This is a genomic window from Mesorhizobium sp. CA7, from assembly GCF_020165015.1.
GTDB lineage: Bacteria > Pseudomonadota > Alphaproteobacteria > Rhizobiales > Rhizobiaceae > Mesorhizobium.
Map to the genome: position 1 here is coordinate 654,743 of NZ_JAIUHH010000001.1, position 26,609 is coordinate 681,351.

Below are 26,609 nucleotides of genomic sequence, written 5' to 3' on the forward strand. Positions count from 1 at the left end.
CATCAGCATGAGAAGAACGTCCCCTTGCGGCAACTAGAGAAATGGACCGATTGGCTCTGCGATGAACGGGTCGGTCCATTCAGCGCGGCGGTTGCGTCGGTCCTCCTCTACTGCCTGACCCAGATCGTCATGATGGCCCTGCTGTCCCATGTTGCGGGCACGGGCGTCGGTGTCGACGATGCAGAGCAATTGACGGAAATGAGGTTCCTGGCCGCCGGCTACGGCAGCTCGCAGCCGCCTCTATACACCTGGCTGGCGACGCTTGCGGCCTCGCTGGTCGGAACCAGCGTCCTTGCCCTCAAGATCGTCAAATACGGCCTGCTGGCCGCGGGGCTGGTCGCCTATTTCACCGCCATACGCCGCCTCGGCTACTCGAGCCGCGCCGCGGCGGCCGGCATGTTCGGATTGCTGCTGTTTCCCCAGATCTTCTGGGAGATGCAGCACGCCCTCACCCACTCGGTCGCCATATTCTGTTTCACCTCGGTGCTGATTCTGGCGCTGGTCGAGGTGGAGAAGCGGCGATCGGCCGTTGCCTATGCGTTTTTCGGCCTGGCGACGGCGGCCGCGATGCTGTCGAAATACAACATCGTCATCTTCCTTGCCGCCCTGTTCCTGGCATCTCTCTCGGTTCGCGAAACGCGTGAGGCGATTTTCGACCGCCGTTTCGCAATCAGCGTGGCGGTGGCGGTCCTTGCCTGCCTGCCGACGCTTTATTGGAGCCTGACACATCTGGAAGACCTGCTCGCGCACCAAGGGGGCCTGGGCGTCGCCGAAGGCGGCAGCGTTGCGAAAACGGCGCTTCTCGGCATCCGCAGACTGGTCAACGCGATCGTCAATTTCGCTGGACTGCCGGTCGTGATTTTTGCCGTCGCCTACGTCCTGGCGACAAGAAAACGGACGGATCCGCCTCAGCCGGTACGGTGGCCGGAAAAGCTGTTGTGGCGGGCGATCGTACTTGGTTTTGTGGTCATGGTCACAGTCGTGTTGGCGGCCGGCATCACCCAGTTTCGCGACCGTTGGATGCTACCGATCTTCATCCTCTTGCCCGCGGCGCTCGCCATGCGCTTCGACGCCATGGGCCAGAAGGGCCGAAAGACGCAAGCCACCATTGTCTTCGTCGGCGCTCTCCTTGCCATATTGGTGCTGCCGCTGAGCTGGTACATGCATCTGCATGGCGGCGACAGCCGCGGCAGCATCGTGCGCATGGATTACCGCTCGCTTTACGACCAGATCAACGCCGACGGGCCAGTCAAGACCGTGGTCTCGAGCTGGTTCTGGGTCGGCAATCTGCGCCTGGTCGATGCCGATCTCATCGCGCTCGATGATGAGACGCCGGACTTCGCCAGGTCGATCCGCGAGCCGGCGGTGCTCGTGCTTACCGATGACAGGGAATCGTCCTCGGAGGTTTTCGAAGAGTTGGCGAAGGTCGGCTACGTGATGGACACCATCCACCGCACGATTGAAGTGCCGCAGGCACTCGGCTTTCCGCCCCGCAAGGTCACGATTACCAGACTGCACAAGAAGCCCGCGCAGTAAGCTTCAGGTGGGACGAATGGACAAGCTAGGCTTCGGCCGCCATCGCAAGATCATGCCCTTCGAGCCAAGCTCGGTCGAAGCGCTGCGCGAGGCCTCGCGTGAAAAGGCGGCCTCGCTCAACCAGCATCTGCTGGGCTATGGCGCGACCGCCGAAGCCGAGTGGGCGACGGCGGGCGTCGCCGCGCCGGACTTGGCCGAAATGCGCAGATACCGGCTGGACCGCATCCGCGCCGAGCTGAAACGCCGCGACTATGCCGGCGCCCTGCTCTACGACCCGGTCAACATCCGCTACGCGACGGACTCGACCAACATGCAGCTCTGGGTCGCGCACAATTCGACACGCCACTGTTTCGTCGCCGCGGAAGGGCCGGTGGTGCTGTTCGACTATTTCTCCTGCGAGCACCTGTCCGACCATTCGGGCGTCGTCGACGAGGTGCGCCCTGCGGTATCGTGGATATATCTCTACAGCGGCGAGCTCACCGAGCAGAAAGTCCGGCGCTGGGGTGCCGGTATCGCCGAGCTCGTTGCCGAGCATGGCGGCGGCAACCGCCGCATTGCCGTCGACCGCATCAATCCGGAAGGCGTTGAGGAACTCGCCCGCCGCGGCATCGCGATAGGCAATGGCGAGGCGGTGATGGAGAATGCGCGCCTCATCAAATCGCCGGACGAGATCCTCGCCATGCGCCGCGCCATCGTCGCCTGCGAGGCGGCGATTGGCGAGATGGAGACAGCGCTGAAGCCCGGCATCTCCGAAAACGAGCTCTGGGCGGAACTGCATCGCGGCAACATCGCGCGCGGCGGCGAATGGATCGAAACGCGGCTTTTGTCATCGGGACCGCGCACCAATCCCTGGTTCCAGGAATGCTCCTCGCGCGTCATCGAGGATGGCGACCTCGTCGCCTTCGACACGGACCTGATCGGTCCCTACGGGTTCTGCGCCGATCTTTCGCGCACATGGCTTTGCGGCGACGGAAAGCCGTCGAACGAGCAGCACGACCTCTTCCGCATCGCCGCCGGTCAGATCGCTCATAACACCGAACTGATGCGGCCGGGCATCTCCTTTCGCGATCTCGTCGAACGCTCGGCGGTGCCGCCGGACGACTGTTATCCGACGCGCTACGGCGTGCTCTATCACGGGGTCGGCTTGGCGGACGAATATCCGACGCTGCCGCATGCCGGCGACTGGACCGACGACACGCCGGACGGCGTGCTCGAACCCGGCATGGTGCTTTGCGTCGAAAGCTATATCGGCAGGCTTGGCGGGCGCGAAGGCGTCAAGATCGAGGAGCAGATCCTGATCACCGAAACCGGCAACGAGAAGCTTTCAGCCTACAAGCTGGACGAGCGGCTGCTCTGATCCGCTTTCGACAGCCGCGACGGCGTCGCGCATCGCGGCAACGATTTTTTCCGGCGTCGTTCGGGCGGTGATATAGGGCAGGCCCTTGCGCCGCGCCGTCCAGCCGACCACCTTCACGCCTCTCGCCGCCGGCTCGAAACGTTGCGCCAGCGCCCAGCTTTCGCAGTCGATGGCCGCGACCTCGGCCCTGCCTTCCGCGACGGCCACAATCGACGACCGGTGGCCGCCGCTTTCGCCGCGCGAGGCGAAGATGTCCAGGCTTTCGCCCATCGCCTCCAGGTCGCGCTGCAGGCCGATCAGCCCGGACATCGAATCCGGATTGTTGAAGGTGAAGCGCCTGCCGCGGAGAAGGTCGATCGGGATGAGGGCCTTGCCGTCCGCGGGCGAGGCAATCCCCGGTCCGCCATCCGCCGGCATCACCAGCGCGCTGGAATAGAGCTCTCCCTGCCCGCCCTCGAACGCATCGTAGCTCGGCTGCGCAACCACCTGCACATGCCGCGCAAGACCGAGTTCCATCGGCCCCCAGCAGGTTTGCCCGAAGAGCAGCGCCGGGCTCAGCCAGAGCTGGTGAAAGTCCAACTCTTCCGGGGGCAGCGTCGCCGGGTCGGGCGCGATCGGCTTGCCGGCGCCGTCGAGTATGCCGCCGGGAACCCGTGGCAGCTCGCGATTGCTGCGCACGACCGCCTCCGGCGCATCGATGCCCCTTTGCCGGAAAGCATCGCGGAGCCGCGCCCATTGCGCGTCGACCTCGCCCCGCGCTTCGGACCAATCATACATAGGCAGGGCCGCAACGAACTTGCTCATGTCGAATAGCTTTCAAAGGCAAGCGGCCTTCGGCGCCTGCGTTCCGCCGCGGAAAAAGCTTCGCGGAAAGTCGAAATTACTCCTTCGGCGGCTCGGCGGGAACCGGCGCCGTGCCAAGTCCGCTGACATTGCGCGCCCTGACGCGCGGCTTGAAGGCGCGGCCCGGTTCCGGCGTGCGCCGCAGCACCGGATGAACGATCGGCTCCTTGGCCCTGAAGGCATGGGCTTTCAGCATCGCAAAATAGTTCGGATAGGCATAACCGTTGTTCATCCGCAGCCATTCCTCGCGGCGCTCGCGAAAGAGCTTCGGCAGCCGGTACCAGGCAATGGTCGGGCTCTTGTGATGAACGAAATGCAGATTGTTGTTCAGGAACAGGAAAGAGAGCGGCGAGCGCTCGACGATCACCGTTCGCCCCTCCGGATGCTCCGACCACTGGTGCTCGGCATAGGTGCGGATCGAGATCAGCGACTGGCCGAGCCACACCGGCACCAGGATATAGAGCCACAGCGGGATGCCGAAACCGAACGTGACGATCGGCGCCACAATCGCGAGGCCGACGGCATGCAGCAGCCAGGCCTTGCGGATCGCTTTGTCGCCGGCAAGGATCTGCTTGGCATCGTCGATGAAGAAACCGACCGAGGACAACCACGGACCGAGGACGAGGCGGCCAACCATGGTGTTGTTGATCTTGAGCAGAAGCTTCATTGTCGGCGGCAGGCCCTCATGCATCCAGAGCGCCTGATAGTAGCTCTCCGGATCGTCGAGCGGATCGGTCAGGCGCTCGTCTGCATGATGGCGAAGGTGGATGGTCTTGAAGCGGCGGAATGGCCAGACCATGCCGATGGGCAGGAAGACGAAGGCTTCATTGATCCTGGCGTTGCGGGTCGGATGACCGTGCAGCACTTCGTGCATGATCGACGATTGCAGAGCCAGGATAAAGGGCAGGACGGCAAGCGCCAGAAGCGGATAGGATGGCCAGACAAGGAAACCGGTGGCGAGCCATGCGCCGTAGCAGAAGAGTGTGAGGAAGACTGTCGGCCATTCGACAGCCGGTGTGCTGCTAGGTCTCTTTTTCGTGCCGGTATTCACGCTTGCCATGCTCTCGACCACTGCCCCCCAGTCGCCGGAACCAACTCGATTCCTGACAACATTGTGTCAGTAGCCTGCCGTTACATCAACGCGACAATGCGCACAAACCGTTGCGAATGCGCATTTTTAGCGGCATATGTTATACATTGTAAACAGACATCGGGATTCATTTCCGCCTGAGCCACGTTCAGAACGGCTCCGGCGCAAATTTTTCCTCTCCGGCACGGAAGCAGCGTGATGGACAAGCGCGATCTGTCGACGACCTTTCGGGAGCGCCTGAAATTGCTCTTGACACGGTCCGACCTGAACCAGTCGGCCTTCGCGACGGCGGTCGGCATCGACCGTTCGGCGCTGTCGCAGCTCCTCTCCGGCGCCTCGACCCGCCTGCCGCGCGCCGAGACCCTCCTCAACATCGCCGCCGAGTTCAAGGTATCGCTCGACTGGCTGCTGGGCCTGAGCCAGGACGAAGGGGTCACCGGCGAAATCAGAGAAAGCCTGGAGATCGAAGAGGCGCCCGACGGCTTCGACCGCACGCTTTTGGCCAAATGGCATGCCGAGGCGGCCGGCACCAAGATCCGCTATGTGCCCGCGGGCATTCCCGACCTTCTGCGGACCGAGGCACTGGTGGAATATGAGGCCGGCATTGCCAACAAGAGCCGTGAGGCGCAGGCAGGCGAAACGCAATATCGCATCGACTACAACCGTCGGCCGGAGACCGACATGGAAGTCTGCATGCCGCGCCACACGCTGGAGATCTTCGCGCGCGGCCTCGGTGTCTGGGATCGTTTCCCCGAGGCCGAACGGCGCAAGCAATTGCTGCACATGGCGGCGCTGCTTGACGACCTTTATCCGACCTTTCGCCTGTTCCTCTATGACGGCCGCATTCGCTATTCGATCCCCTATACGATCTTTGGCCCCTATCGCGCCGCGATCTATGTCGGCGACATGTATATCGTGCTGAGCGCCACTCAGCCGATCCGCACGCTCACCAGCCATTTCGACAACCTGATCCGGGCCGCCGACATCAACGCGCACGAGGCCGCGAGCTTTGCGCAAAGGCTGGCCGCAATGTCCTTCCCGTCAGGCTCTGCCTGATCGCGCGCATCGATATCATCTTGGCTGCCCCTGATCGTTCCAGCGAAACCCGTGGCCTTTCTCGGCCGCAAATTCGTTGACTGGACATAAAGACTTCTTTATATCGTTATTTGAATTTGAACGCGAAAGCCATTCCAGGCAGGAAATTCAGGGCCATGACCGCGACCAACCCTATTGACGCACTGCTTGCCGAAAAAGGCGTGCTTTTGGCCGATGGCGCCACCGGCACCAATCTGTTCGCGATGGGTCTGGAGGCCGGGGAAGCGCCTGAGCTGCTCAATGAGGCGGCGCCCGAGACCATCGCCAGGCTGCATCAGAACTTTGTCGACGCCGGCGCCGATATCATTCTCACCAACTCCTTCGGCGGCACTCGCCACAGGCTGAAGCTGCATCATGCGCAGGATCGCGTCCACGAGCTGAACAAGCGCGCCGCCGAGATTGCCCGCTCTGTCGCCGACAAGGCCGGCCGCAAGGTGATCGTCGCCGGCTCCGTCGGCCCGACCGGCGAATTGCTGGTGCCGCTCGGCGCCATGACCTATGACGAGGCGGTCGAGGCCTTCGCCGAACAGATCGAGGGCTTGAAGGCCGGCGGCGCCGAAGTCGCCTGGATCGAGACCATGTCGGCGCCGGACGAGATCCGTGCCGCGGCTGAGGCCGCCATCCGGGTCGGCCTGCCCTATACCTACACCGGTTCCTTCGACACGGCCGGCCGCACCATGATGGGCCTGCTGCCGAAGGATATCCACGCCGTCGCCGATGGCCTGTCGCAGGCCCCTCTCGGCGTCGGCGCCAATTGCGGCGTCGGCGCTTCCGATATCCTGGCTTCACTGCTCGACATGACCGAGGCGAAGCCGGACGCGACCGTGATCGTCAAGGGCAATTGCGGCATTCCGGAGTTCCGCGGCGCAGATATCCATTATTCCGGCACGCCGGAGCTGATGTCCGATTATGTGCGGCTGGCGGTCGATGCAGGCGCCAAGATTGTCGGCGGCTGCTGCGGCACCTCGTTCGCGCACCTTGCTGCCATGCGCAAGGCGCTGGACGCGCACACCAAGTCGACCCGCCCGACCGTCGAGACGATCGTCGAGCGCATCGGCCCGATGCGCAACAAGGCGGCGACGGCAAACACCGCCGAGACCAGCGAAGCCCGCCGCGAGCGCCGGCGCAGCCGCGCCTGATACGTTTTCTACTTGCTGTTTTCAGCGTAGCGCGACAGCGCGGTATTGAGATCGGTGCCGGCACTGCCCCGGTTGTCGGCGCCCATCGTCATCAGGGCGCCCGATGCGCCGGGGTCGCTGATCTGCTCGAGCATCGAGCGAAAACGGTCGTTGTTGAGGGCCGAAAGCGCTGTGTTGCGCGCCGCGTCGACATCGTTCCTGATTCGCGCGGCTTCCGCTGAAGCAGCGGACGGTCCGCGCACCGGGGCATTGGCCGCCGTCGAGTTCACGTTCCCCATTGTCGTGATATGCACTGCTGATCCCTCAAACCCTCGTCAGCACCGACTAACAGAAGCTCGTTGCGGCGAAGTTCCGGAAAAGCCGTGCAATTTAACGATCGAAAAAAGGCCGGCAGGATCTGTCCCGCCGGCCTTTCCTTCAATCCGCAATGGCCTACTTGTTGCCGTCCAGCGATGAGGCCAGCCGCACCAGCGACAGGAACTCCGCCCGATAGCCGAATGGATCGGCGCCGCGCGCGGCATTGGCGATCTCTGCGATGCGGTCATAGCTGAAATTCGCGGTCTGATCCTCGTCGCGCAGCTTCTGCCCGAAGGCCGCGACGGCAACCGAAAAACGTTGGTCGGCGCCGGCCGCATCGAAGGACGAGACCTCATTGGCGGCGGTCACCGGCGTGGTGATGAGCTTCGAGACGTTCTCGTCCGGCAGCTTGTAGCGGATCTTGACGAAGGCATATTCGCCCGCATTGGCGACGCCGCCATTGTCGACCTTGGCCTGGCCGTAGCGCAGCGGATCGACCTGCTCGCCGCCGCTGCCTTTAGGCGTGATCTCATAGACCGCGGTCACCGAATGGCCCGAGCCGATATCGCCGGCATCGACGCGGTCATTGTTGAAATCCTCGCGCTTCAGGGCGCGGGTCTCATAACCGACGAGACGGTATTCGGAGACCGTGGCTGGGTTGAACTCGACCTGAATCTTGACGTCCTTGGCGATGGTGAACAGCGTCGAGGAGGCATCCTCGACCAGCACCTTCTCGGCTTCGGCCAGCGTGTCGATATAGGCCGCCGTGCCGTTGCCATTCTGCGCGATGGTCTGCATCATCTGGTCGTTCAGATTGCCGCGGCCGAAGCCGAACACCGAGAGGAACACGCCCGTCTTCCGCTCCTTCTCGATCAGCCGCTTGAGGTCGTCGTCACTGGTCTGGCCGACATTGAAGTCGCCGTCGGTGGCAAGCATCACACGGTTGACGCCGTCCTTGACGAAGGATTGCTGCGCAAGCTTGTAGGCCTCGCGGATGCCTTCTTCGCCGGCCGTCGAGCCGCCGGGCGCCAGATTGTCGATTGCCGCAAGGATCTTCTGCTTTTCCGCCCCCTTGGTCGGCATCAGCACCGTGCCGGCATTGCCGGCATAGGTGACGATCGAGACGGTGTCGTCTGGCTTCAGTTTGCTCACCAACAAGCGGAAGGCGGATTTCAGCAGCGGCAGCTTGTCGGGCTCGTCCATCGAGCCCGAGACGTCGATCAGGAAGACCAGATTGGCCTTCGGCTGCTCGGCCGGCTTAACGTCGAAACCCTTGATCGCGACATGCATGAGCTTGGTGTGCTCGTTCCACGGCGTCGGCATGACGGTGACGGTCGAGTTGAACGGCGTTGAAGCCGATTCCGGACCCTTCCACTCATAGGGGAAGTAGTTGATCATCTCCTCGATGCGGACCGTGTCCGGGTCGGGCAGACTGCCTTCCTTGAGCGAGCGACGCACGAAAGAATAGGAGGCGGTATCGACGTCGATCGAGAAAGTCGAGACCGGATCCTGGGCTGTTTCATGCACCGGATTGGTTTTGACATTCTCGACGCGATCGCGGTTTTCCTCCTGCGGCTGCAGTTGGTCGACCGGCATGGGCGCGGGCTGCACCATCAGCTTGGAATCGGCGACGGCGGGCGGAGACGCCGGAACGGCGGCCGCGCCGCCTGCCGGCGCCTTGTCGGCCCGCTCAGCCTCATCGACGCTAGGCGGTGTCATCGACATGATCACTCTGTTTGACGACCCGTCCTTGCCGCCGGCCGCGAGCTGGCCGCTCCCCGCCGGCGCAGGCTGCAGGGCGCGCTTGTTCTCCGGCGCCGCCTCCTGCTTGAGCAGGCTGTCGACCTCGGCCGCCGGCTTGGGCGGCGTTGCCGGCACCGTTTGTGAATTGGCCCGAGTCTCGGCGTCGGCGTCTGTCTTCTTCTGCTTGGCCGGCGCCGCTGACAGCGGCTCGTTGATCGCGGGCTGTTCCGGCCCAGGCTTCTGCGCCGCCGGCTTGTCGGCCAAGGTCTCGGTGACCGTGCCGTTGCCGCCGACGACGGGCGGGTGGTCCTTCAGCATCTCGAAAGCGGCATAGCCGGCGATAGGCAGCGCGACCAGCGCGGTGATGGCCGGCGTGGCGATGAGTTTCCGTTGCATGATGTCTCTCCAGAGCATTCTTGCTCGCTCCGTGAGACGAAGGCCTGCGAACGTTCCTTGGCGAACAGGCGAGATTTTTTCGTCGAGGTCGAAAGCCTGCATCGCGGCGGCGAACGCGCGCGCCTTCGCCTCGCCGTCCGGCGCCGGTACCGCGATATCGCGCAGCCTTTCGAGTTCGTTGTCGTCGACCATGGTCACACTTCCCCGGCTGAGCGCATCAGCAGCTTCAGCCGTTTCTTCGCTTCATGGATGTGCCAGGACACCGTCGTCTCCGAGATCGCCATGATCTCGGCCGCCGCCGCGTGGTTGAGACCTTCGCCATAGACCAGCAGCACCGCGTCGCGTTGCTTGTCGGGCAGCATCCGCACCGCCGCCCACAGCGCCTCGGCCGGATCGTCGATCTCCGCCGACGCTTCGCCCGCGATCAGCGCATAGGCGCCGTAGGCATCGGTCTTGGCGGTGTCGCGGGCGCGCTTGCGCATCATGTCGCGCGAAGCGTTCAGCGTCATGGCATAGAGCCATGTCGTAAAGGCGCCGCTGCCCTGATAATCGCGGATCGCGCGGCCGAGCCGCACGCAGACGTCCTGGGCGATGTCCTCGGCGTCGGCCTTGCGGCCGCACCAGCGATAGGCGGCGCGATAGACGAAGCCGTAGTGCCTTTCGAGCAATCTGCCGAAAGCACCCCTGTCTCCGCCCCTCGCCCGCCCGATCAGTTCGGCATCGGAGGCTTCGCCGTCGTCCAGCATCATCGCCATCATTTGCCTGTTGGACGAAGGCTAATGACCAAACCTTGGGGCGATGGAAAGATTTTTTTGCAACACCCCTTTCCTTCTCCCCGTTCTACGGGGAGAAGGTGCCCGAAGGGCGGATGAGGGGCGGCGCCACCGCCCGCGATGATAACTCAGCCCAGCGTCTCTTTGAAAAACGTCGTCAGCCGCTTCCAATGCCTCTCAGCGCCCGCCTCGTCATAGACGCTGTGGTCCTTGACGCACCAGCCGTGATCGACGCCGACATAGTTTTCGATGACGTGGTCAACCTCTGCCACCCTGAGCGCCTCTGCCAGCCGCGCCGACTGCTCCGGCGGGAAGCTGCGGTCGACGCCGGCGACGCCGACATAGACGCGCGCCTGGATCGAAGCCGCCTTGCGGTGCGGGCTGTCGGCCGCGTCGCTGGCGAGATTGCCGCCATGGAAGCTCGCCGCGGCGGCGATACGGTCGGGATAGCTCGCCGCCGCGTTCAGCGCCCGCGCGCCGCCCATACAGTAGCCGACGACGCCAATCGGTCCAGCGATCCCCTCGGCGGCCAGAGCATCGAGGAAGGCGCTGCCGTCGCGGATGGTCATGCCCTGCGTCGTGCCGCCGCTCAGCATCAACAGCAGGGCCTTGGTCTTTTCCTCGGCAAAGGCGGTTTTGGGATCGAACGGGCCATATGGCGCATAGCGGTAGAAGAGATCGGGCACCAGCACGGCATAGCCATGCTCCGCGAGGCGCTCGGCCATCTGGTCGAGCGCCGGGCGCGGACCGAAAATATCCATATAGAGGATGACGCCAGCCTTGGCCGGCGCGGCTGGACGAAACAGCCGTGCCTTCGCCGTGCCGTCCAGGGTCTTGATCTTGATGTCCTGCTTCGTCATTGCGCGCTCCGCCGGTTGCCAGGCGATAGATATCCGCACCGCCCGGCAGGGCAAGCCGCAACCTCTCGATCGCGGTCAAGTTTCCGTGCGGTTCGGAAGAATGCCTACAGTCCGGCGAACGCCGCCATATGGAAAGCCTGGACATCGGCCGGATAGCGATACTCAGCGCCGTAAGGACAGGCGTTGCGGTCGAGGCAGCCGCCGGCGCGGCAGGGCGCACCATCCGTGCCACGCACATGCACCAGGCACGCCCCGTGCGCAAAGCCATCCACCGAATATGCGCCGACCGGACAGCATTTCAGGCAGGGTTTTTCGACGCATGCGTCGCAAAGGTGAATCGGCTGATGAGCTTCTGGAAGAGAAATCTCGTCCTCGAACAGCAATGCGGCGCGATAGGCATGCCAAAGTCCATAGGTCGGATGCATGAGGATGCCGAGCGGCGACGGCTTCAGCCCTTCGGCCCGCATCGCCCACTGCTGGAACGGCAGGTAGGGCCGATCGGATGGCGACACCGCGCGGGCGCCGAATTCTTTCGCCACCGCGCCGATCACCTCGCGCGACCAACTGTCGAGTGGGTTGGCGATGTCCCTCGCCTGTCGTTCCCGCCAGCGCTGGAAATGCGGCCAGGGCGCCGCGCCCGCCTGTCCGACAAGCAGCACGGATTTGGCCGGCGCGCCGGAAGGCCCGGCTGGCGCCACCTCATCGTCACCGAAGCTGAAACCGCCGCGGAGAATCGGGCCGTTGGCCGCGAGTGCGGCCGCAATCTCCTCGACCGTGCCGCGGAAAAAAGTCATCCCTTCCGGTCCGGGTCGGAGAACGCGCTCCGCCAGACTTCCTTGTGGATGATGTCGGCCACTTTAGCCCGGCCTGACTCGGGCTCCTTTCACGTGAAGGCGTCGGCCATCGAGCCCTTCTTCCTGGCGATGAAGTCCTTCAGCGCCTCGTCGATGGCCGGATCGAGATGCGGCGCCTCGTAGCTTTCCAGCCAGCGGCGTGCGAGCTCGTTGGCGCGCTGCGGGGCGGTCTTCTCGCCTTCGGCCAGCCACTGCTCGTAGGAATTGTTGTCGGCGATGCTGGAACGGTAGAAGGCCGTCTGGAAATTCGCCTGCGTGTGGTCGCAGCCGAGATAGTGGCTGCCCGGACCGACCTGGCGGATGGCGTCCATCGCCTGGCCGTTTTCCGACAGGTCGACACCTTCGGCAAACTTCTGCTGCATGCCGAGCTGGTCGATATCCATCATGAATTTTTCGTAGCAGGACGCGAGACCGCCCTCGAGCCAGCCAGCCGAATGCAGGACGAAATTGGTGCCGGCAAGGATCGTCGAGTTGAGCGTGTTGGCGCTCTCATAGGCTGCCTGCGCGTCCGGGACCTTCGAGGCGCAGAGCGAGCCGCCGGTGCGGAACGGCAGGCCGAGCCGGCGCGCGAGCTGTGCGGCGCCGTAGGAAACCAGCGACGGCTCCGGCGTGCCGAAGGTCGGCGCGCCGGACTGCATCGAGATCGACGAGGCGAAGGTGCCGAACAGCACCGGCGCGCCAGGCCTGATCAGCTGGGTGAACGAAGCGCCGGCGAGCACTTCGGCCAGCACCTGCGTCAGCGTGCCGGCAACGGTCACCGGGCTCATCGCGCCGGCCAGGATGAACGGCGTGACGATGCAGGCCTGGTTGTGGCGCGAATAGACTTTCAGCGCGCCCAGCATGGTCTCGTCGAACACCATCGGCGAGTTGGCGTTGATCAGGCTGGTCAGCACCGTGTTGTTCTCGACGAAGTCGTCGCCGAACACGAGCTTGGCCATCGCCACCGTGTCCTCGGCCCGTTCCGGCGCCGTCACCGAGCCCATGAACGGTTTATCCGAATACCGGATATGCGAGTAGATCATGTCGAGGTGGCGCTTGTTGACCGGCACGTCCACCGGCTCGCACACCGTGCCGCCCGAATGGTGGATCGAGGGCGCCATATAGGCGAGCTTCACGAAATTCTGGAAATCCTCGATCGTCGCGTAGCGGCGGTTGCCGTCGAGGTCGCGCACGAAGGGCGGGCCGTAGACCGGCGCGAACACGGTCGCGTTGCCGCCGATCTGCACCGAGCGCTCCGGGTTGCGCGCATGCTGGGTGTAGATCGAAGGCGCGGTCTTCAACAGCGAGCGGCAAAGGCCCTTGGGAAAGTGCACGCGCTCGCCCTTGACGTCGGCGCCTGCCTCTTTCCACAGCGCCAGCGCCTCGGCGTCGTCGCGGAAAATGATGCCGATTTCTTCCAGCACCGTGTCGGTGTTCTTCTCGATCAGCGCCAGGCCCTCCTCGTTGAGGACCTCGTAGACGTTGATCTTGCGCTTGATATAGGTGAGCTGTGTGCCCGGACCGCCGCCCGAGCGCGCCGCGCGCCGGGCCGCCGCGCCGCCGCTGGCGCCGCGCCCACGCCTTGCGTTTGACGCTTCCTGGTCGACTGCCGCGTTCTCGCTCATGATCGTGCTTCCTATAAAACCTGGTCTGGATTGGCTCGCGGCCCGTAACCGCCGCTTCTCGCCGGATCGTAACCATGCACCCTATTGGAAACGGCCCGCCAGCGCCAACGCCTGTCGCAAAATCGACAAGAAAAGCGCCAACTTTCCAGTCGCTTTCCTTTTGCGGGAAGTCGCAAATCAGCTATGGCTAGCTTGCCCTCGCGGGTTAGGTATTGGCGCATCGATTTTTAGGCTGCCGCAGTCATCCCGAGCAGCAAGGAGCCCGAGAAAATGTCCGACGACGAGATCATCCTTTCCGAGCTTTCCGACGACGAGCTCGTGCAGCAGATGCACGACGACCTGTATGACGGCCTGAAGGAAGAGATCGAGGAAGGCACCAACATCCTTCTCGAGCGCGGCTGGGCGCCTTACAAGGTGCTGACCGAGGCGTTGGTCGAAGGCATGCGCATCGTCGGCGAGGATTTTCGCGACGGCATCCTGTTCGTGCCGGAAGTGCTGCTCTCCGCCAACGCGATGAAGGCCGGCATGGCCATCCTGCGCCCCTTGCTCGCCGCCACCGGCGCGCCGAAGCAGGGCAAGATGGTGATCGGCACCGTCAAGGGCGACATCCACGACATCGGCAAGAACCTGGTCGGCATGATGATGGAAGGCGCCGGCTTCGACGTCATCGACCTCGGCATCAACAACGCCGTCGAGAAATACCTGGACGCCATCGAGCAGCACCAGCCCGACATCATCGGCATGTCGGCGCTGCTCACCACCACCATGCCCTATATGAAGGTCGTGATCGACACGATGAAGGAAAAGGGCATCCGCGACGACTATGTCGTGCTGGTCGGCGGCGCGCCGCTCAACGAGGAATTCGGCAAGGCCGTCGGCGCCGACGCCTATTGCCGCGACGCCGCTGTGGCGGTGGAGACCGCCAAGGATTACATGAAGCGCAAGCACAACGTTCGCGCTTCCGCCTGACCCAAGGCATCAGGATGGATCAACAAGAAAAGCCGCGCCTTGCAGCGCGGCTTTTTTGTACCCAGATGATAGGCGAGGCTGCCGATCAGTTGACGGTGTCTTTGACCGCCCTTGCCGTCGATTTGACGTCCTTGCCGACGCCCCGGATGGTGTTGGCGCAGGCCGTGAGTGCAAGCGCGCAGGCCAGGATGGCGATCGGCGCGATGCGTAGCAGTTTCATGGACGGTGTCTCCCTCGACAGATATTAAGCCCCGCAGCGAAAGCCGGCCCGATTTGGTCAAGACGCAAAAAACGGAACCGAATCAAACAGACAGGCTGCTCGTCATCGCCTGCGGGATGATTGCGCGCGAAGTTTTGGCCGTCAAGCAACAGCTAAAGCTCGACCATCTCGATCTGACCTGCCTGCCGGCCGAGTTCCATTTCTATCCGGACCGCATCGCGCCGGCGATGGACAAGGCGATCGAGAAAGCCAAGGCGGAAGGCTACCGGCACATCTTCGTCGGCTATGCCGATTGCGGCACCGGCGGCCTGCTCGATCGCGTCATCGAGAAGCACGGCGTCGAGCGCATGGCGGGGCCGCACTGCTTTGCCTTCTACCAAGGCATGGACGCCTACGCGAAGGTCGCCGACGACGACATGATGTCGTTCTACATGACTGATTTCCTCTGCCGCCAGTTCGAGGCCTTCTTCATCAAGCCGCTCGGCCTCGACCGGCATCCCGAGCTGATCAAGGATTATTTCGGCAATTACGAGAAGCTGATCTATCTCGCCCAGACCGAGGATCCGGAGCTCGACAAGGTCGCCGAGAAAGCCGCCGCCATGCTCGGCCTTGCCTATGAGCGCCGCTCGACCGGCTATGGCGACCTGACCGGCGAGCTGGCGCGGACGGCACAGGGCGCTGCCCGAGACGCCTAGCCGTCACGCCTCTTCCAGCGCTGCAAGCACATCGGCGAAGCTGGTCCTGCAGACGAAGCCCAGCCGCTCTCTCGCCCGCGACGGATCGTAGACGCGGTCGATCGAGGAAAACATCGTCCAGCCCTTCCTCGCATAGAGCCTCGAATAATCCGGGAAATAGCGCGCGACGACGGACGGCGCGTCGGCGATCAGTTCGGCGCAATCCTGCGGCCGGAACGGCGTCGGCGCCGAGATGATGAAGATGTCGAAGCCAAGGCTCGGCGCCTTCTCCAGGGCCGCCACATGGGCTTCCGCCGCATCCTCCACCGTCAGTCGCCGGAACAGCAACTCGTTGGCCTTGGTGTTGGCATCGGACTGCTCGATGGCATGCGCCATGTCGTCCGCCTCGGGAAAGAAGCGCGCCGTGCGCAGCACCACCACCGGCAGTCCATGCTCGATATGGTAGAGGCGACAGAGATGCTCGGCCGAGAGTTTCGTCACGCCATAGATGTTGCGCGGCTCAGGCGACATCTCTTCCGTCAGCCAGGCGGCCTTGCGCGCGCCGCCCTGGAACCCTGCGCGGATTGCCTGCGAGATCATAAGCGACGTCGTCGAGGTGAAGACGAAGCGTTGCACGCCGCAGGCCACGGCAGCATCGAGCAGATTGAGCGTGCCTTGCACATTCGTGGCGATAAAGGCCGTGTTCTCATGATGCTCGATATTCGGCTTGTGCAGCGCCCCACTGTGAATAATGGCCTCGATGCTGTTCTCGCGGACGGTCTTCAGGACAAGATCGCGATCCGCGATCGAGCCGACGACCTGCGTGCGCGCCGAGGCAACCGGATCGAGACCGACCACCTCATGGTCGAGCGCTTCGAGCCTTGGCTGAAGCGCGCTGCCCAACCAGCCGGACGATCCCGTGAGCAAGATTCGCATCGATCAACCGCCATTTTCTAGAGCATGATGCCGAAAAGTGTGGAGCGGTTTTCGGACGACATCATGCTCTATCTCTTTGATTTGGAGCCGGATTCAGATTTCAGGTCGACCCGACCTGAAATCATCCGGCTCTGGCTCACGCTGTAAAGCACGGATGACAGGTGAGCGCGAACCGGTAAGTTGTGCGTCAGCGATAGAAAGAACTTTGTTCCAGCTATTGATTTGAGGAAACACGTTCATGATGGCTCGCCTGTTCCTTGCCGCCCTCGGTGTCGTAGCCCTCACTTTGCCGTCCCTTGCCGACGGCGAAGTGCAGAAGCTGATCACCGCCGCCGACAAGACGCGACTGGATAGATATGGCGAGACGCGCAAGGCGGCTCTCGAGGCGGCAAAAGCCGGCGATCCGTCCGAGGTCAAGCAGTTGGACGAACTGCTCGCCAGACCTCTTGTCGCCTTCTCCGACAAGGATCTCACCGGCAACTGGAAGTGCCGCACCATCAAGGCGGGCGGCCTGAGCCCGCTCATCATCTATGGCTGGTTCAAGTGCAAGGTGACCGACGACGGCTCCGGTTGGCGCCTCGCCAAGATCAGCGGCTCGCAGCGCACAACCGGCCGCTTCTTCGACGACGGCGAGAAACGCTCCATCTATCTCGGCTCGTTCTCGGTCAATGATGACAAGGCCAAGCCCTATGGCAGCGGTCTCGAAAGCGACCAGGTCGGCTACGCCTTCCGCAACAGCGCCACCGAGTGGCGGATCGAATTCCCGGCGCCCTATTACGAATCGAAACTCGACATCATGGAATTCAAGCGCTGAGCCCGTCCTCTGCTGCCTCGTTGAAACGGCGCCGTCACACCAAGGATTAACCTGCTCCGCATAGCATGCGCGCGATTTCAAGCGGGTGGGTGCCGTGGCAGCGTCGGACTCGAATACGCGACCGATCGTGGTCGTCACCGAAGGTGGCCCGCATATCTGGGCCATCATCAATGCGCTTGCCGACCGTGTCGGTCCCGTCAGCGTCATCCTCGAATCCGCCGAATCCAAAAAGCGCCTGCTCATCCGCCGTGCGCGACGTCAGGGCTGGATCTCGGCCATAGGCCAGCTCGGCACGATGGTGCTGACCAGGCTCGGCAAGCGGTTCCTCGCCGGTCATGCCGAGAGGCTGATCGCCGAGGAGAAGCTCGACACTGAACCGCGGCAAGGTCAGGTGATCATCCATGTGCCATCCGCCAACGGGCCCGAATGCCTCGAGGCGGTCGCCAGGATCAATCCGGGCGTGGTGCTGCTTGCCGGCTGCAGGCTGTTGTCGAAGGAAACGCTGGCAAGAATGCCTTGCCCAGTGCTCAACTACCATGCCGGCATCGCTCCGAAATATCGCGGCATGAATGGCGGCTACTGGGCGCTGGCCTTCGGCGATCAAGGGAATTTCGGCACCACCGTTCACCTGGTCGATGCCGGCGTCGACACCGGCGGCGTGCTGAAGCAGGCGCGCGGCAGGCCCAAGACCGGCGATACGATCGCCAGCTACGCGCTGCGGCAGGCAGCCTTTTCGCGCGATATCTGCGTCGAGGCGGTCGGCAATGCGCTGGCCGGCAGACTGGAAACGATCGATACGGGCCTGCCATCGAAGCAATGGTATCACCCGACGATCTGGTTCTATCTCTGGACCGGCCTGACCAAGCGCGTCTGGTGATCAGTCGCAACGGATTTCAGCATTCGCTTTGCGCCATCGCCAGCGTCGCTTTTGAAGGCGCGCGCGTCGTCCCATAACAAGCGGCTCAACCACGCATGCGGCAATGCTCCATGACTTCGAGGAGTTGAGAATTCATGGCCGATCTGATCGTCGTCTACTGGCGCGACATCCCAGCCCAGGTCATCGTCAAGAAGGGCCGGCAGAACGCCAAGCGCGAATTGCCGCTGCGCTTCACTGAGGCGATAGACATGTGCGCCATGCGCACCGGCGCTGGCGGCACCGACGACTATCTGGCGGAATGGCGCAAGGCCGACCCGGTTCCGGTCGGCGACGACATCGAGGCCGAGGTTGAGAAAGCCTATCAGGAACTCGACGCGAAATATGACCGAGAGCGGCTGGTCGCTCTGGTCAAGGCTGGCGGGAAAGAAAATGTCTGAGCAACAGCCGGCGGTCACCCAGGCCACCTTGGTCAAGAAGGCAGCGCCGAAATCCGACTACAAACCGGCCGACGTGTCGCCGCAGCGCCGTGTCCAGCGCACTTTTGCCGTACGGCTTTGGTCGGTCCGGCACTCGCGCTTGCTCGAGTGGTTTTACAGCAGGTTCGCCGACGTCTTCCTCCTCTTGCACCCTCTGTGGAAAGGCATCGGCTACGGCCGCGTCGAAGCCCCGGTGAAATTCGTCGAGAAGCGGGTCAAGGGCTTCATGTTCGACTGCCGCATGTGCGGCCAATGCGTGCTCTCCTCCACCGGCATGTCGTGCCCGATGAACTGCCCCAAGCAACTGCGCAACGGTCCTTGCGGCGGCGTGCGCGCCAACGGCAATTGCGAAGTCGAGCCGGACATGCCCTGCGTCTGGGTCAAGGCCTGGGAAGGCTCGCGCAACATGGTCCACGGCGACAAGATCCTCACCGTGCAGAAGCCGGTCGATCAGTCGCTGCGCGAAACCTCGGCCTGGCTCCGCGTGACCGCGCAGGCCGCCGCCGCGCGCGAAGCGGCCAAGAATCCCGGAGCTTCGGCATGACCATCCGCCAGATCGACGAGAACCCGGCCGGCATCCACCTGCCGCTCGAGCCCCTGCCCGGCCACACGTCGCGCGGCCGGCTGGAGCGCGTGCTGCGCCGCGGCGAGTTTGCTGTAACGACCGAGCTCAATCCGCCCGACAGCGCCGATCCCGAAGACGTCTACAACCGCGCCAAGATCTTCGACGGCTGGGTCGACGCCATCAACGCGGTCGATGCCTCGGGCGCCAACTGCCACATGTCCTCGGTCGGCATCTGCGCGCTGCTCACCCGCATGGGCTACGCGCCGATCATGCAGATCGCCTGCCGCGACAAGAACCGCATCGCCATCCAGGGCGACGTGCTGGGCGGCGCCGCGATGGGCGTCGCCAATATGCTCTGCCTCACCGGCGACGGCGTGCAGGCCGGCGATCAGCCCGGCGCCAAGCCGGTATTCGACCTCGATTCCATGTCGCTGCTCGAAACCATCCGCATCATGCGCGACAACGGCAAGTTCCTGTCCGGCCGCAAGCTGACGACGCCACCGCAGGTTTTCCTCGGCTGCGCGGTCAATCCCTTCGCGCCGCCCTACGACTTCCGCCCGATCCATCTCGGCAAGAAGATCGCCGCCGGCGCGCAGTTTGCCCAGACCCAGTACTGCTTCGACGTGCCGATGTTCAAAGCCTTCATGCAGAAGGCGCGCGACCTCGGCCACACCGAAAAGCTCTTCCTGCTCTGCGGTGTCGGCCCGCTCGCCTCCGCCAAGACCGCGAAATGGATCCGCTCCAACGTGCCGGGCATCCACATCCCCGATGCGGTTATCAAGCGGCTGGAGGGCGCGCAGGATCAGAAGAAGGAAGGCAAGCAGCTCTGCATCGACATCATCAACGAGGTGAAGGAAATCCCGGGCGTCGCCGGCATCCATGTGATGGCCTATCGCCAGGAAGAATATGTCGCCGAGATCGTCGATGAATCCGGCGTGCTGAAAGGCCGCCAACCTTGGAAGCGGGAGATCCGCCGCGACGACCAGCTGGTCGCCGACCGGCTCGACCACCTGCTGCATGACGAGATAACCGAAACCCAGGTGGATATGGTGAAGACCGCGCATTGATGTATGTCGCCCAAAGTGGGAACCGGTTTGGGCAACGACACACATGAACCTAGAGCCTAAGAGCGCGGACGGCACGCATTCACTTGAACCAAATCAGATAACGATATAAAGAAGTCTTTATATCCCGACGGAGAGATCGCATGACCCGCACCATCGTCGCCTCGGCGACCCGAGAAATCGTAATTGGCTTCGATCAGCCCTTCTGCGTGATCGGCGAACGCATCAACCCGACCGGCCGCAAGAAGCTCGCTGCCGAGATGGTGGCCGGCAATTTCGAGACCGTCATCAAGGATGCGCTGGAACAGGCCGCCTGCGGCGCCACTATGCTCGACGTCAATGCCGGCGTCACCGCGGTCGACCCCAATGCGACCGAGCCGGCGCTTCTGGTGCAGACGCTGGAGATCGTGCAGGGCCTGGTCGACCTGCCGCTGTCGATCGATAGCTCGGTCAGCGCCGCGATCGAAGCCGCGCTGAAGGTCGCCAAGGGCCGCCCTCTGGTCAACTCCGTCACCGGCGAGGAAGAAAAGCTCGAGGCAATCCTGCCGCTGGTCAAGAAATACAACGTTCCGGTCGTCGCCATCTCCAACGACGAGACTGGCATCTCGATGGACCCGGACGTCCGCTTCGCCGTCGCCAAGAAGATCGTCGAGCGCTGCGCCGATTTCGGCATCCCGGCGCATGACGTCGTCGTCGACCCGCTGGTGATGCCGATCGGCGCGCTGGGCGATGCCGGACGCCAGGTGTTCGCGCTGCTGCGCCGGTTGCGCGAAGAGCTCAAGGTCAACACCACTTGCGGCCTCTCCAACATCTCCTTCGGGCTGCCGCACCGCCACGGCATCAACGCCGCTTTCATCCCGATGGTGATCGGCGCCGGCATGACCTCGGCAATCATGAACCCGGTCCGTCCGCAGGAAATGGAAGCCGTGCGCGGCGCCAATGTGCTGAACGGCACCGACGAGAACTGCACCAACTGGATCCGCACCTACAAGGATTATAAGCCGGCCGAAGGCGGCCAAGCGGTTGCGGCTCCGACCGCCGTCAATGCGCCGGGCGAAGGTAACGGCAATGGCGGCCGGCGCCGCGGCGGCCGCGAAGCCCGCATGGCCAGAGGATAAGCGCGCAATCGTGAGCCGCACCGCAAACAAGGCTGGTCCGATCGCATCGTGGATGCGGCCGGACAGCTCTGCTTTGCGTTCAGGCGACGCCCAACATGGCGTCGAACAACGCCATTCCCGCCCACGATCCGAAAATGCCTGTCACGCCGCCGACGATGAAATCATCGTCATAGGCGGGCCAGAACGCGTGCAGCAGCAGCGCACCGACGATCGCGCCGAGGATCCCGGTGGCGAGATATTGCGGATTGCGCAGCCACGAGCCCTTGATCACGCGCACCATGGTGAACGCGGTGAAGATGGCGGAGAGCAGCAGATCCGACATGGTTGGCCCCTGGACCAACGGACTCTCCGCCCAATAGTAAAACGATCCGTTAAACGGCATCGGCGATTGCCATCGAGACACGTGCCAGCATGAATCCTCCCCCCAACATCACCGATCCGCTCGTGCTGTTCATGCCGTCCGGCAAGCGCGGCCGCTTTCCGGTTGGCACGCCGGTGCTCGATGCCGCGCGCCAGCTCGGCGTCTATGTCGAAAGCGTTTGCGGCGGCCGCGCCACCTGCGGCCGCTGCCAGATCGAAGTGCAGGAAGGCAACTTCGCCAAGCACAAAATCGTCTCGTCCAATGACCACATCTCGCCCAAGGGCGCCAAGGAAGAGCGCTATGAGCGCGTGCGCGGCCTGCCCGAGCGGCGCCGCCTCTCCTGCTCGACGCAGATCCTCGGCGACCTCGTCATTGACGTGCCGCAGGACACGGTCATCAACGCCCAGACCATCCGCAAGGACGCAGATACCAGGGTGATCGCCCGCGATACGGCGATCCGCATGTGCTATGTCGAGATCGAAGAACCCGACATGCACAAACCCCTCGGCGACCTCGACCGATTGAAAATCGCCCTGATGAAGGACTGGGGTTTAAAGAACCTCGAATTCGACTTCTATCTCATGCCGCAGGTGCAAGGCATTCTGCGCAAGGGCAACTGGACCGCCACCGCCGCCATCCACAAGGACGCCGACAGCGATATCGCGCGCGTCATCGCGCTGTGGCCCGGCCTGAAGAACGAGGCGTACGGCCTTGCCTGCGACATCGGCTCGACCACCATTGCCATGCATCTGGTGTCGCTGCTGTCGGGTCGCGTTGCTGCGTCCTCCGGCACGTCCAATCCGCAGATCCGCTTCGGCGAGGATCTGATGAGCCGCGTCTCCTACGTGATGATGAACCCGGACGGCCGCGAAGGCATGACGGTCGCCGTGCGCGAGGCGATCTCCGGCCTCGTCGACAAGGTCTGCGCCGAAGGCAATGTCCAGCGCAACGACATCCTGGATTCCGTCTTCGTCGGCAATCCGATCATGCATCATTTGTTCCTCGGCATCGATCCGACCGAGTTGGGCGGCGCGCCTTTCGCGCTTGCCGTCTCAGGCGCCGTATGCATCAAGGCCTCCGACATCGGCCTGAAGCTCAACCAGGGCGCGCGCCTTTATATGCTGCCCTGCATTGCCGGCCATGTCGGCGCCGACGCGGCCGCCGTCACCCTGTCGGAAGGCCCGCACCGCCAGGACGAGATGATGCTGATTGTCGATGTCGGCACCAACGCCGAGATCGTGCTCGGCAACTCCACGCGCGTCGTGGCGGCCTCCTCCCCGACCGGCCCGGCCTTCGAAGGCGCGGAGATCTCCGGCGGTCAGCGCGCGGCGCCTGGTGCCATCGAGCGCGTTCGCATCGATCCCGAAACGCTGGAACCGAAATATCGGGTCATCGGCTCGGAACTGTGGTCCGATCAGCCTGGCTTCACCGACAGCGTGCAGGCCACCGGCGTCACCGGCATCTGCGGCTCCGGCATCATCGAAGTGGTGGCGGAGATGTATCTCGCCGGCATCATCTCGGAAGACGGCGTCGTCGACGGATCGCTCGGCCTGCGCTCGCCGCGCATCGTGCCCAACGGCCGCACCTTCTCCTACGTGCTGAAGGAGGGCGAGCCCAAGATCACCATCACCCAGAACGACGTGCGCGCCATCCAGCTTGCCAAGGCGGCGCTCTATGCCGGCACCAAGCTTCTGATGGAAAAGCAGCACACCGACCATGTCGACCGCATCCATTTCGCCGGTGCCTTCGGCTCTTTCATCGATCCGAAATACGCCATGGTGCTCGGCCTGATCCCGGATTGCGACTTGGACAAGGTCCAGGCCGTCGGTAACGCCGCCGGCGCCGGCGCGCGCATGGCGCTGCTCAATCGCGGTTACCGGCGCGAGATCGAGGAGACGGTGAGCAGGATCGAGAAGATCGAGACGGCGCTTGAGCCGAAATTCCAGGAGCACTTCGTCTACGCCATGGCGCTGCCGAACAAGGTCGACCCCTTCCCGAAACTGGCGGCCGCGGTGAAGCTGCCGCCGCGCAAGGCGATGAGCGAGGACGGCACCGCCGGTGACGCTACCCCACGCCGGCGTTCACGCGAGGAGCGTGCTGCACGGCGCGGTCGGGACTAACGTTTCAGTTCATTCCGCTGCCCCTGCGGCCGCGGCATTGACTGCCTTGACGGCGCCCTTGGGACGTTGCGGATGCAGCAGCCTGATCAATGGCTTTTCGACGATCAGATATAGCATCGCCGAGAGCGCCAGCGTGGCGACCAGGATCGTCGCCGGCTGCATCGCTGCCGGCAGGCCGGTCCTCAGGACGACGCCAGTCGTCAGGACGCCGACCACGACATGCCACAAATAAATCGAATAGGACGCATCGCCGAGAAATGTGGGCAAGGCAGCCGGCTTGAACGGCCGCGACCGTTCGGCAAGAACCGCGCCCGCCACGATCAATGCGGCCGGAAGTCCCCAGCGCAAGGCACGCGGCAAATCAGCATCGAATAGCGGGCCAGCGGCAAGGAGAAGAAATCCCGCGCCAGCCATCGCCAGCCCCACCCCGAGCGGCAGCCTGGCGCCCTGCAACCACAAACGCCCCACGACGACGCCGGCCGCGAATTCGAGCACGACAGGATCGCTGAAGGCGCGTGCGTATCCGGCAGGAAGCACGAAATGCAGCGCGACGATGGCAACAAGGGCGCCCACGAGGACGCCGAACCGCCAGCGTTGCCCGAGAAACAGAACCAGCGCGAAAACGAGATAGAACATCATTTCATAGCAGAGAGTCCAACCTTGTATGACGATTGGATGCAGCGCGTTCTCCTGCAGAACCGGCAGGAAGAACAGCGAACCAACGAAATTCGGGACGCTGAAGAAATGGCCGTAGAAGAACTGCGGCTTGATCAGGATGCCGGCCGCGGTCAGCAGCGTGACGATCCAGTAGAGAGGCACGATGCGGGTGATCCGGCGCCCCATGAAGCGCCAAGGATCAGCCGGCCTGCCCGCCGTCGTCACCCACATGATGAAGCCGCTGATGACGAAGAAGACGTCGACGCCGGATGCTCCGACGTTGAACGGACCGCCGAACTGCTCGCTGACATGAAAGCCTACCACCGCGCAGGCGGCGAGGCCGCGCAGATATTGGACACTATGGATGCTCGTCACGATGCCTTGATCCGATCGCATCATGTTGCGATGCACACGCCCCACGCCGCATTGCACAATAACAATGCAGCTGCTCGCCTCTGTCAACCGCCGATGGCAGCTATTCGGATCGAAACGGGCGCGCCGGTCTGCTCAATTCATTTGTATGCAAATGTTTCCGAATCCACGCGATCTCGAAACGGAAACGCTGTTTTCGCGAAATCGACCCGATACATGCGTGACGCATTTAGCGGCCATCGCACGGCGGCTGAAGATTGTGGGTGTCGCCCAAAGCGCTTCGCGGCTTTGGGACAAAGACATGCAACTTCGGCTGCCGCGCTCTTCAAGGGAGATGAAAATGTCGATGTTTGGAAATCTCAGCCGCTTCGGTGTCACCATCAGGCAGGCTCATGCCAGGAACAAGGCGATCCGCGCGCTCAACGATCTGCCGGCGCATGTCCAGAAGGATATCGGCTGGCCGGCCTCGCCGCCGAGCGACCCGCAGGCAGCCCTTCACGCGCTGCTTCTGGGCACGCCACGCTGATGACCTTTGCCGACAAATGCAAGCTGCTCGGCAAGCGCCGGGGCCGCAATGCGGCCCCGGCTGCCGGCGACAACAAACTGCGCGCGACGCTGCTGTCGAAGCGGCGCTAGGCCAATGCCAGGAGAAATGCGCAGCGGTTAGGCTCGACAATTCGCCGTGGCCTTCCGCCCGAAATCGCGCAAACAAAGAACCGGCACCATCCGATCACGCCGATGTGCCAGCGTGATCCTTGACATTTTTAACTGAGGTACAATCTTCGCAGAACGGGGGAATTCTCTTAGTCGGCTCTGCCGAAGCGCGTGTATCTGCATGCCCAGTTTGAAAAGCCATCTCGTTTCGTTCGTTCTCAGGCACAGCCGCAAGAAGGCGTTTTCCAGTCCCGAGAACCTGCAGCGCTGGATCGCCTACGCCCGTAAGACCGAGGACTATCATCCGCCTGCCTTGCTCAGGGCACGGCTGGACATCACCGAGACCGAGATCGACGGCTTTCCCGTCTATGAGATCGCGCCGAAGGCGGGCGAAAGCCGGCGCATCCTCTACATGCATGGCGGCGCCTATGTCTTTCAGATCACGTCCTACCATTGGGGGCTGATCGCCGAAATGGCCGAGCGTCTCGGTTTCGGCATCACCGTGCCGGTCTACCCCATCGCGCCGGAGCACAATTTCCATGACATGTTCGGCATGGTTGGCGACGTCTACCGGCGCATGCTCGAAGAGACCGATGCCGAGGACATCGTCTTCATGGGTGATTCCGCCGGCGGCAACATGGCTGTCGTGCTGACCATGATGGCCGCTGAGGAGGGGCTGCCGGCACCGTCGCGCCATGTGCTGATCTCGCCCGGTCTCGACGTTTCGCTTGCAAATCCCGAAGTCTTCGAGGCCGAGCGGCAGGATCCGTGGCTGGGTATTGCGGGTGGGCTGGAAGCGGTGCGGCTCTACAGCGCCGGTTTCGACCGCACCGACTGGCATATCAGCCCGCTCTACGGCAACCTGTCCGTGCTGCCCAAGACGCTGCTGCTGACCGGTTCACGCGACATGCTGACGCCAGATAATCTCATCTTCGCCGAACGCGCGCGTGCTGCCGGTGTCGAGGTCGACCTGGTCTACGAGGAAGGCATGTTCCACGTCTGGCCGCTGATCGAGATGCCCGAGGCGCGCCGCGCTCGCGATTCCATCGTCGATTTCCTCAGCGTTCCGGCGCCAGCCCGAGCCCGCGCTCGACGCAGGACGAAAGCAGCTTTCGCAGCCCGCTCCGCGCCCGCGGCCGAATAGT

At 63.4% G+C, this 26,609-nt stretch carries 27 protein-coding genes; 15 read left to right on the top strand and 12 right to left on the bottom strand.

All coding sequences use genetic code 11. From position 1 onward, the window contains the following. Nucleotides 1–132: 132 nt before the first annotated feature. On the top strand, nucleotides 133–1,536 hold the full coding sequence (locus LB552_RS03175) for an ArnT family glycosyltransferase (RefSeq protein WP_224601834.1): 1,404 nt from the start codon (nucleotides 133–135) through the stop codon (nucleotides 1,534–1,536). A gap of 16 nt (nucleotides 1,537–1,552) precedes the next feature. Then, entirely contained in the window at nucleotides 1,553–2,893 is a 1,341-nt protein-coding gene (locus LB552_RS03180; protein WP_224601837.1) for a M24 family metallopeptidase, read from the top strand. Here the strand turns inward: LB552_RS03180 and LB552_RS03185 are convergent. Next, a complete protein-coding gene (locus LB552_RS03185; RefSeq protein ID WP_224601838.1) occupies nucleotides 2,861–3,697 on the bottom strand; it encodes a phosphate/phosphite/phosphonate ABC transporter substrate-binding protein in 837 nt (278 codons plus the stop codon). The genes LB552_RS03180 and LB552_RS03185 overlap by 33 nt on opposite strands. A gap of 76 nt (nucleotides 3,698–3,773) precedes the next feature. Next, on the bottom strand, nucleotides 3,774–4,796 hold the full coding sequence (locus tag LB552_RS03190; RefSeq protein WP_224601840.1) for a fatty acid desaturase: 1,023 nt from the start codon (nucleotides 4,794–4,796) through the stop codon (nucleotides 3,774–3,776). Nucleotides 4,797–5,024: 228 nt separating this feature from the next. On the opposite strand from LB552_RS03190, the gene LB552_RS03195 reads away from it, so the two are divergent. Beyond that, a complete protein-coding gene (locus LB552_RS03195; protein WP_224601842.1) occupies nucleotides 5,025–5,882 on the top strand; it encodes a helix-turn-helix domain-containing protein in 858 nt (285 codons plus the stop codon). A gap of 155 nt (nucleotides 5,883–6,037) precedes the next feature. Next, complete coding sequence (gene bmt, locus LB552_RS03200; protein ID WP_224601844.1) at nucleotides 6,038–7,060, top strand: betaine--homocysteine S-methyltransferase; 1,023 nt, start codon at nucleotides 6,038–6,040, stop codon at nucleotides 7,058–7,060. 8 nt (nucleotides 7,061–7,068) lie between these two features. On the opposite strand, the gene LB552_RS03205 is transcribed toward bmt, so the two are convergent. From LB552_RS03205 to LB552_RS03230, 6 genes are all read right to left on the bottom strand, one after another. Further along, a complete protein-coding gene (locus LB552_RS03205) occupies nucleotides 7,069–7,353 on the bottom strand; it encodes a hypothetical protein (protein WP_224601847.1) in 285 nt (94 codons plus the stop codon). A gap of 139 nt (nucleotides 7,354–7,492) precedes the next feature. After that, the gene (locus LB552_RS03210) at nucleotides 7,493–9,688 is read right to left on the bottom strand and encodes a vWA domain-containing protein (RefSeq protein WP_224601849.1); all 2,196 of its coding nucleotides are present in this window, start codon (nucleotides 9,686–9,688) and stop codon (nucleotides 7,493–7,495) included. A gap of 2 nt (nucleotides 9,689–9,690) precedes the next feature. After that, complete coding sequence (locus tag LB552_RS03215) at nucleotides 9,691–10,251, bottom strand: RNA polymerase sigma factor (protein ID WP_224601851.1); 561 nt, start codon at nucleotides 10,249–10,251, stop codon at nucleotides 9,691–9,693. Nucleotides 10,252–10,397: 146 nt separating this feature from the next. Next, a complete protein-coding gene (locus tag LB552_RS03220; RefSeq protein ID WP_224601852.1) occupies nucleotides 10,398–11,129 on the bottom strand; it encodes a dienelactone hydrolase family protein in 732 nt (243 codons plus the stop codon). A 104-nt stretch (nucleotides 11,130–11,233) separates the two neighbouring features. Further along, the gene (locus LB552_RS03225; RefSeq protein ID WP_224601854.1) at nucleotides 11,234–11,923 is read right to left on the bottom strand and encodes a 4Fe-4S dicluster domain-containing protein; all 690 of its coding nucleotides are present in this window, start codon (nucleotides 11,921–11,923) and stop codon (nucleotides 11,234–11,236) included. An 89-nt stretch (nucleotides 11,924–12,012) separates the two neighbouring features. Further along, nucleotides 12,013–13,587, bottom strand: a complete 1,575-nt coding sequence (locus LB552_RS03230; RefSeq protein WP_095764936.1) for a trimethylamine methyltransferase family protein — start codon at nucleotides 13,585–13,587, stop codon at nucleotides 12,013–12,015. Between the two features lie 270 nt (nucleotides 13,588–13,857). On the opposite strand from LB552_RS03230, the gene LB552_RS03235 reads away from it, so the two are divergent. Next, on the top strand, nucleotides 13,858–14,556 hold the full coding sequence (locus tag LB552_RS03235) for a corrinoid protein (RefSeq protein ID WP_140551359.1): 699 nt from the start codon (nucleotides 13,858–13,860) through the stop codon (nucleotides 14,554–14,556). Between the two features lie 85 nt (nucleotides 14,557–14,641). On the opposite strand, the gene LB552_RS03240 is transcribed toward LB552_RS03235, so the two are convergent. Next, nucleotides 14,642–14,776: an entericidin A/B family lipoprotein gene (locus tag LB552_RS03240; protein WP_041003961.1), complete on the bottom strand. Its 135-nt coding sequence runs from the start codon at nucleotides 14,774–14,776 to the stop codon at nucleotides 14,642–14,644. Between the two features lie 53 nt (nucleotides 14,777–14,829). Here LB552_RS03240 and LB552_RS03245 point away from each other — a divergent pair, with 53 nt between their 5' ends. Beyond that, nucleotides 14,830–15,471 (top strand): DUF1638 domain-containing protein, encoded by a 642-nt coding sequence (locus LB552_RS03245; protein WP_140840063.1) that lies wholly within the window; start codon nucleotides 14,830–14,832, stop codon nucleotides 15,469–15,471. A gap of 3 nt (nucleotides 15,472–15,474) precedes the next feature. Here the strand turns inward: LB552_RS03245 and LB552_RS03250 are convergent, their stop codons facing one another. Beyond that, nucleotides 15,475–16,386, bottom strand: coding sequence for an NAD-dependent epimerase/dehydratase family protein (locus tag LB552_RS03250; RefSeq protein WP_224601856.1), 912 nt, complete (start codon nucleotides 16,384–16,386; stop codon nucleotides 15,475–15,477). Nucleotides 16,387–16,624: 238 nt separating this feature from the next. Between LB552_RS03250 and LB552_RS03255 the strand changes: the two genes are divergently transcribed. The 6 genes from LB552_RS03255 to LB552_RS03280 all read left to right on the top strand — a co-directional run bounded on the left by LB552_RS03255 (nucleotide 16,625) and on the right by LB552_RS03280 (nucleotide 21,300). Then, on the top strand, nucleotides 16,625–17,200 hold the full coding sequence (locus tag LB552_RS03255) for a DUF4893 domain-containing protein (protein ID WP_224545514.1): 576 nt from the start codon (nucleotides 16,625–16,627) through the stop codon (nucleotides 17,198–17,200). 94 nt (nucleotides 17,201–17,294) lie between these two features. Further along, on the top strand, nucleotides 17,295–18,077 hold the full coding sequence (locus LB552_RS03260; protein WP_224545513.1) for a formyl transferase: 783 nt from the start codon (nucleotides 17,295–17,297) through the stop codon (nucleotides 18,075–18,077). 134 nt (nucleotides 18,078–18,211) lie between these two features. Next, nucleotides 18,212–18,514 (top strand): virulence factor, encoded by a 303-nt coding sequence (locus tag LB552_RS03265; RefSeq protein WP_041003951.1) that lies wholly within the window; start codon nucleotides 18,212–18,214, stop codon nucleotides 18,512–18,514. Next, nucleotides 18,507–19,097, top strand: a complete 591-nt coding sequence (locus LB552_RS03270) for a methylenetetrahydrofolate reductase C-terminal domain-containing protein (protein ID WP_224522699.1) — start codon at nucleotides 18,507–18,509, stop codon at nucleotides 19,095–19,097. Before LB552_RS03265 ends, LB552_RS03270 begins: the two co-directional genes overlap by 8 nt. Continuing rightward, nucleotides 19,094–20,185 carry a methylenetetrahydrofolate reductase gene (locus tag LB552_RS03275; protein ID WP_140840055.1) on the top strand — a complete coding sequence of 364 codons (1,092 nt, stop codon included), beginning with the start codon at nucleotides 19,094–19,096 and terminating at the stop codon, nucleotides 20,183–20,185. The genes LB552_RS03270 and LB552_RS03275 overlap by 4 nt, the downstream gene beginning before the upstream one ends. 140 nt (nucleotides 20,186–20,325) lie before the next feature. Beyond that, nucleotides 20,326–21,300, top strand: coding sequence for a methyltetrahydrofolate cobalamin methyltransferase (locus LB552_RS03280; RefSeq protein WP_095764928.1), 975 nt, complete (start codon nucleotides 20,326–20,328; stop codon nucleotides 21,298–21,300). 79 nt (nucleotides 21,301–21,379) lie between these two features. Here the strand turns inward: LB552_RS03280 and LB552_RS03285 are convergent, their stop codons facing one another. Further along, nucleotides 21,380–21,622: a hypothetical protein gene (locus LB552_RS03285; RefSeq protein WP_224601858.1), complete on the bottom strand. Its 243-nt coding sequence runs from the start codon at nucleotides 21,620–21,622 to the stop codon at nucleotides 21,380–21,382. A gap of 89 nt (nucleotides 21,623–21,711) precedes the next feature. Here LB552_RS03285 and LB552_RS03290 point away from each other — a divergent pair, with 89 nt between their 5' ends. Further along, the gene (locus LB552_RS03290) at nucleotides 21,712–23,781 is read left to right on the top strand and encodes an ASKHA domain-containing protein (RefSeq protein ID WP_224601860.1); all 2,070 of its coding nucleotides are present in this window, start codon (nucleotides 21,712–21,714) and stop codon (nucleotides 23,779–23,781) included. A gap of 9 nt (nucleotides 23,782–23,790) precedes the next feature. Here the strand turns inward: LB552_RS03290 and LB552_RS03295 are convergent, their stop codons facing one another. Next, entirely contained in the window at nucleotides 23,791–24,813 is a 1,023-nt protein-coding gene (locus LB552_RS03295) for an acyltransferase family protein (RefSeq protein WP_224601862.1), read from the bottom strand. Nucleotides 24,814–25,150: 337 nt separating this feature from the next. On the opposite strand from LB552_RS03295, the gene LB552_RS03300 reads away from it, so the two are divergent. After that, the gene (locus LB552_RS03300; protein WP_181174730.1) at nucleotides 25,151–25,336 is read left to right on the top strand and encodes a hypothetical protein; all 186 of its coding nucleotides are present in this window, start codon (nucleotides 25,151–25,153) and stop codon (nucleotides 25,334–25,336) included. A 309-nt stretch (nucleotides 25,337–25,645) separates the two neighbouring features. Further along, nucleotides 25,646–26,608: an alpha/beta hydrolase gene (locus LB552_RS03305; protein WP_224601865.1), complete on the top strand. Its 963-nt coding sequence runs from the start codon at nucleotides 25,646–25,648 to the stop codon at nucleotides 26,606–26,608. Nucleotide 26,609: the final 1 nt, after the last annotated feature.

What these genes read in the sequence shown, in the direction of transcription:
- LB552_RS03175 (WP_224601834.1), top strand. Translation starts at nt 133, where the DNA reads ATGGCCCTGCTGTCCCATGTTGCGGGCACGGGCGTCGGTGTCGACGAT.
- LB552_RS03180 (WP_224601837.1), top strand. Translation starts at nt 1,553, where the DNA reads ATGGACAAGCTAGGCTTCGGCCGCCATCGCAAGATCATGCCCTTCGAG.
- LB552_RS03185 (WP_224601838.1), bottom strand. Translation starts at nt 3,697, where the DNA reads ATGAGCAAGTTCGTTGCGGCCCTGCCTATGTATGATTGGTCCGAAGCG.
- LB552_RS03190 (WP_224601840.1), bottom strand. Translation starts at nt 4,796, where the DNA reads ATGGCAAGCGTGAATACCGGCACGAAAAAGAGACCTAGCAGCACACCG.
- LB552_RS03195 (WP_224601842.1), top strand. Translation starts at nt 5,025, where the DNA reads ATGGACAAGCGCGATCTGTCGACGACCTTTCGGGAGCGCCTGAAATTG.
- bmt (WP_224601844.1), top strand. Translation starts at nt 6,038, where the DNA reads ATGACCGCGACCAACCCTATTGACGCACTGCTTGCCGAAAAAGGCGTG.
- LB552_RS03210 (WP_224601849.1), bottom strand. Translation starts at nt 9,688, where the DNA reads ATGGTCGACGACAACGAACTCGAAAGGCTGCGCGATATCGCGGTACCG.
- LB552_RS03215 (WP_224601851.1), bottom strand. Translation starts at nt 10,251, where the DNA reads ATGGCGATGATGCTGGACGACGGCGAAGCCTCCGATGCCGAACTGATC.
- LB552_RS03220 (WP_224601852.1), bottom strand. Translation starts at nt 11,129, where the DNA reads ATGACGAAGCAGGACATCAAGATCAAGACCCTGGACGGCACGGCGAAG.
- LB552_RS03225 (WP_224601854.1), bottom strand. Translation starts at nt 11,923, where the DNA reads ATGACTTTTTTCCGCGGCACGGTCGAGGAGATTGCGGCCGCACTCGCG.
- LB552_RS03230 (WP_095764936.1), bottom strand. Translation starts at nt 13,587, where the DNA reads ATGAGCGAGAACGCGGCAGTCGACCAGGAAGCGTCAAACGCAAGGCGT.
- LB552_RS03235 (WP_140551359.1), top strand. Translation starts at nt 13,858, where the DNA reads ATGTCCGACGACGAGATCATCCTTTCCGAGCTTTCCGACGACGAGCTC.
- LB552_RS03240 (WP_041003961.1), bottom strand. Translation starts at nt 14,776, where the DNA reads ATGAAACTGCTACGCATCGCGCCGATCGCCATCCTGGCCTGCGCGCTT.
- LB552_RS03250 (WP_224601856.1), bottom strand. Translation starts at nt 16,386, where the DNA reads ATGCGAATCTTGCTCACGGGATCGTCCGGCTGGTTGGGCAGCGCGCTT.
- LB552_RS03255 (WP_224545514.1), top strand. Translation starts at nt 16,625, where the DNA reads ATGATGGCTCGCCTGTTCCTTGCCGCCCTCGGTGTCGTAGCCCTCACT.
- LB552_RS03265 (WP_041003951.1), top strand. Translation starts at nt 18,212, where the DNA reads ATGGCCGATCTGATCGTCGTCTACTGGCGCGACATCCCAGCCCAGGTC.
- LB552_RS03270 (WP_224522699.1), top strand. Translation starts at nt 18,507, where the DNA reads ATGTCTGAGCAACAGCCGGCGGTCACCCAGGCCACCTTGGTCAAGAAG.
- LB552_RS03275 (WP_140840055.1), top strand. Translation starts at nt 19,094, where the DNA reads ATGACCATCCGCCAGATCGACGAGAACCCGGCCGGCATCCACCTGCCG.
- LB552_RS03280 (WP_095764928.1), top strand. Translation starts at nt 20,326, where the DNA reads ATGACCCGCACCATCGTCGCCTCGGCGACCCGAGAAATCGTAATTGGC.
- LB552_RS03285 (WP_224601858.1), bottom strand. Translation starts at nt 21,622, where the DNA reads ATGTCGGATCTGCTGCTCTCCGCCATCTTCACCGCGTTCACCATGGTG.
- LB552_RS03290 (WP_224601860.1), top strand. Translation starts at nt 21,712, where the DNA reads ATGAATCCTCCCCCCAACATCACCGATCCGCTCGTGCTGTTCATGCCG.
- LB552_RS03300 (WP_181174730.1), top strand. Translation starts at nt 25,151, where the DNA reads ATGTCGATGTTTGGAAATCTCAGCCGCTTCGGTGTCACCATCAGGCAG.
- LB552_RS03305 (WP_224601865.1), top strand. Translation starts at nt 25,646, where the DNA reads ATGCCCAGTTTGAAAAGCCATCTCGTTTCGTTCGTTCTCAGGCACAGC.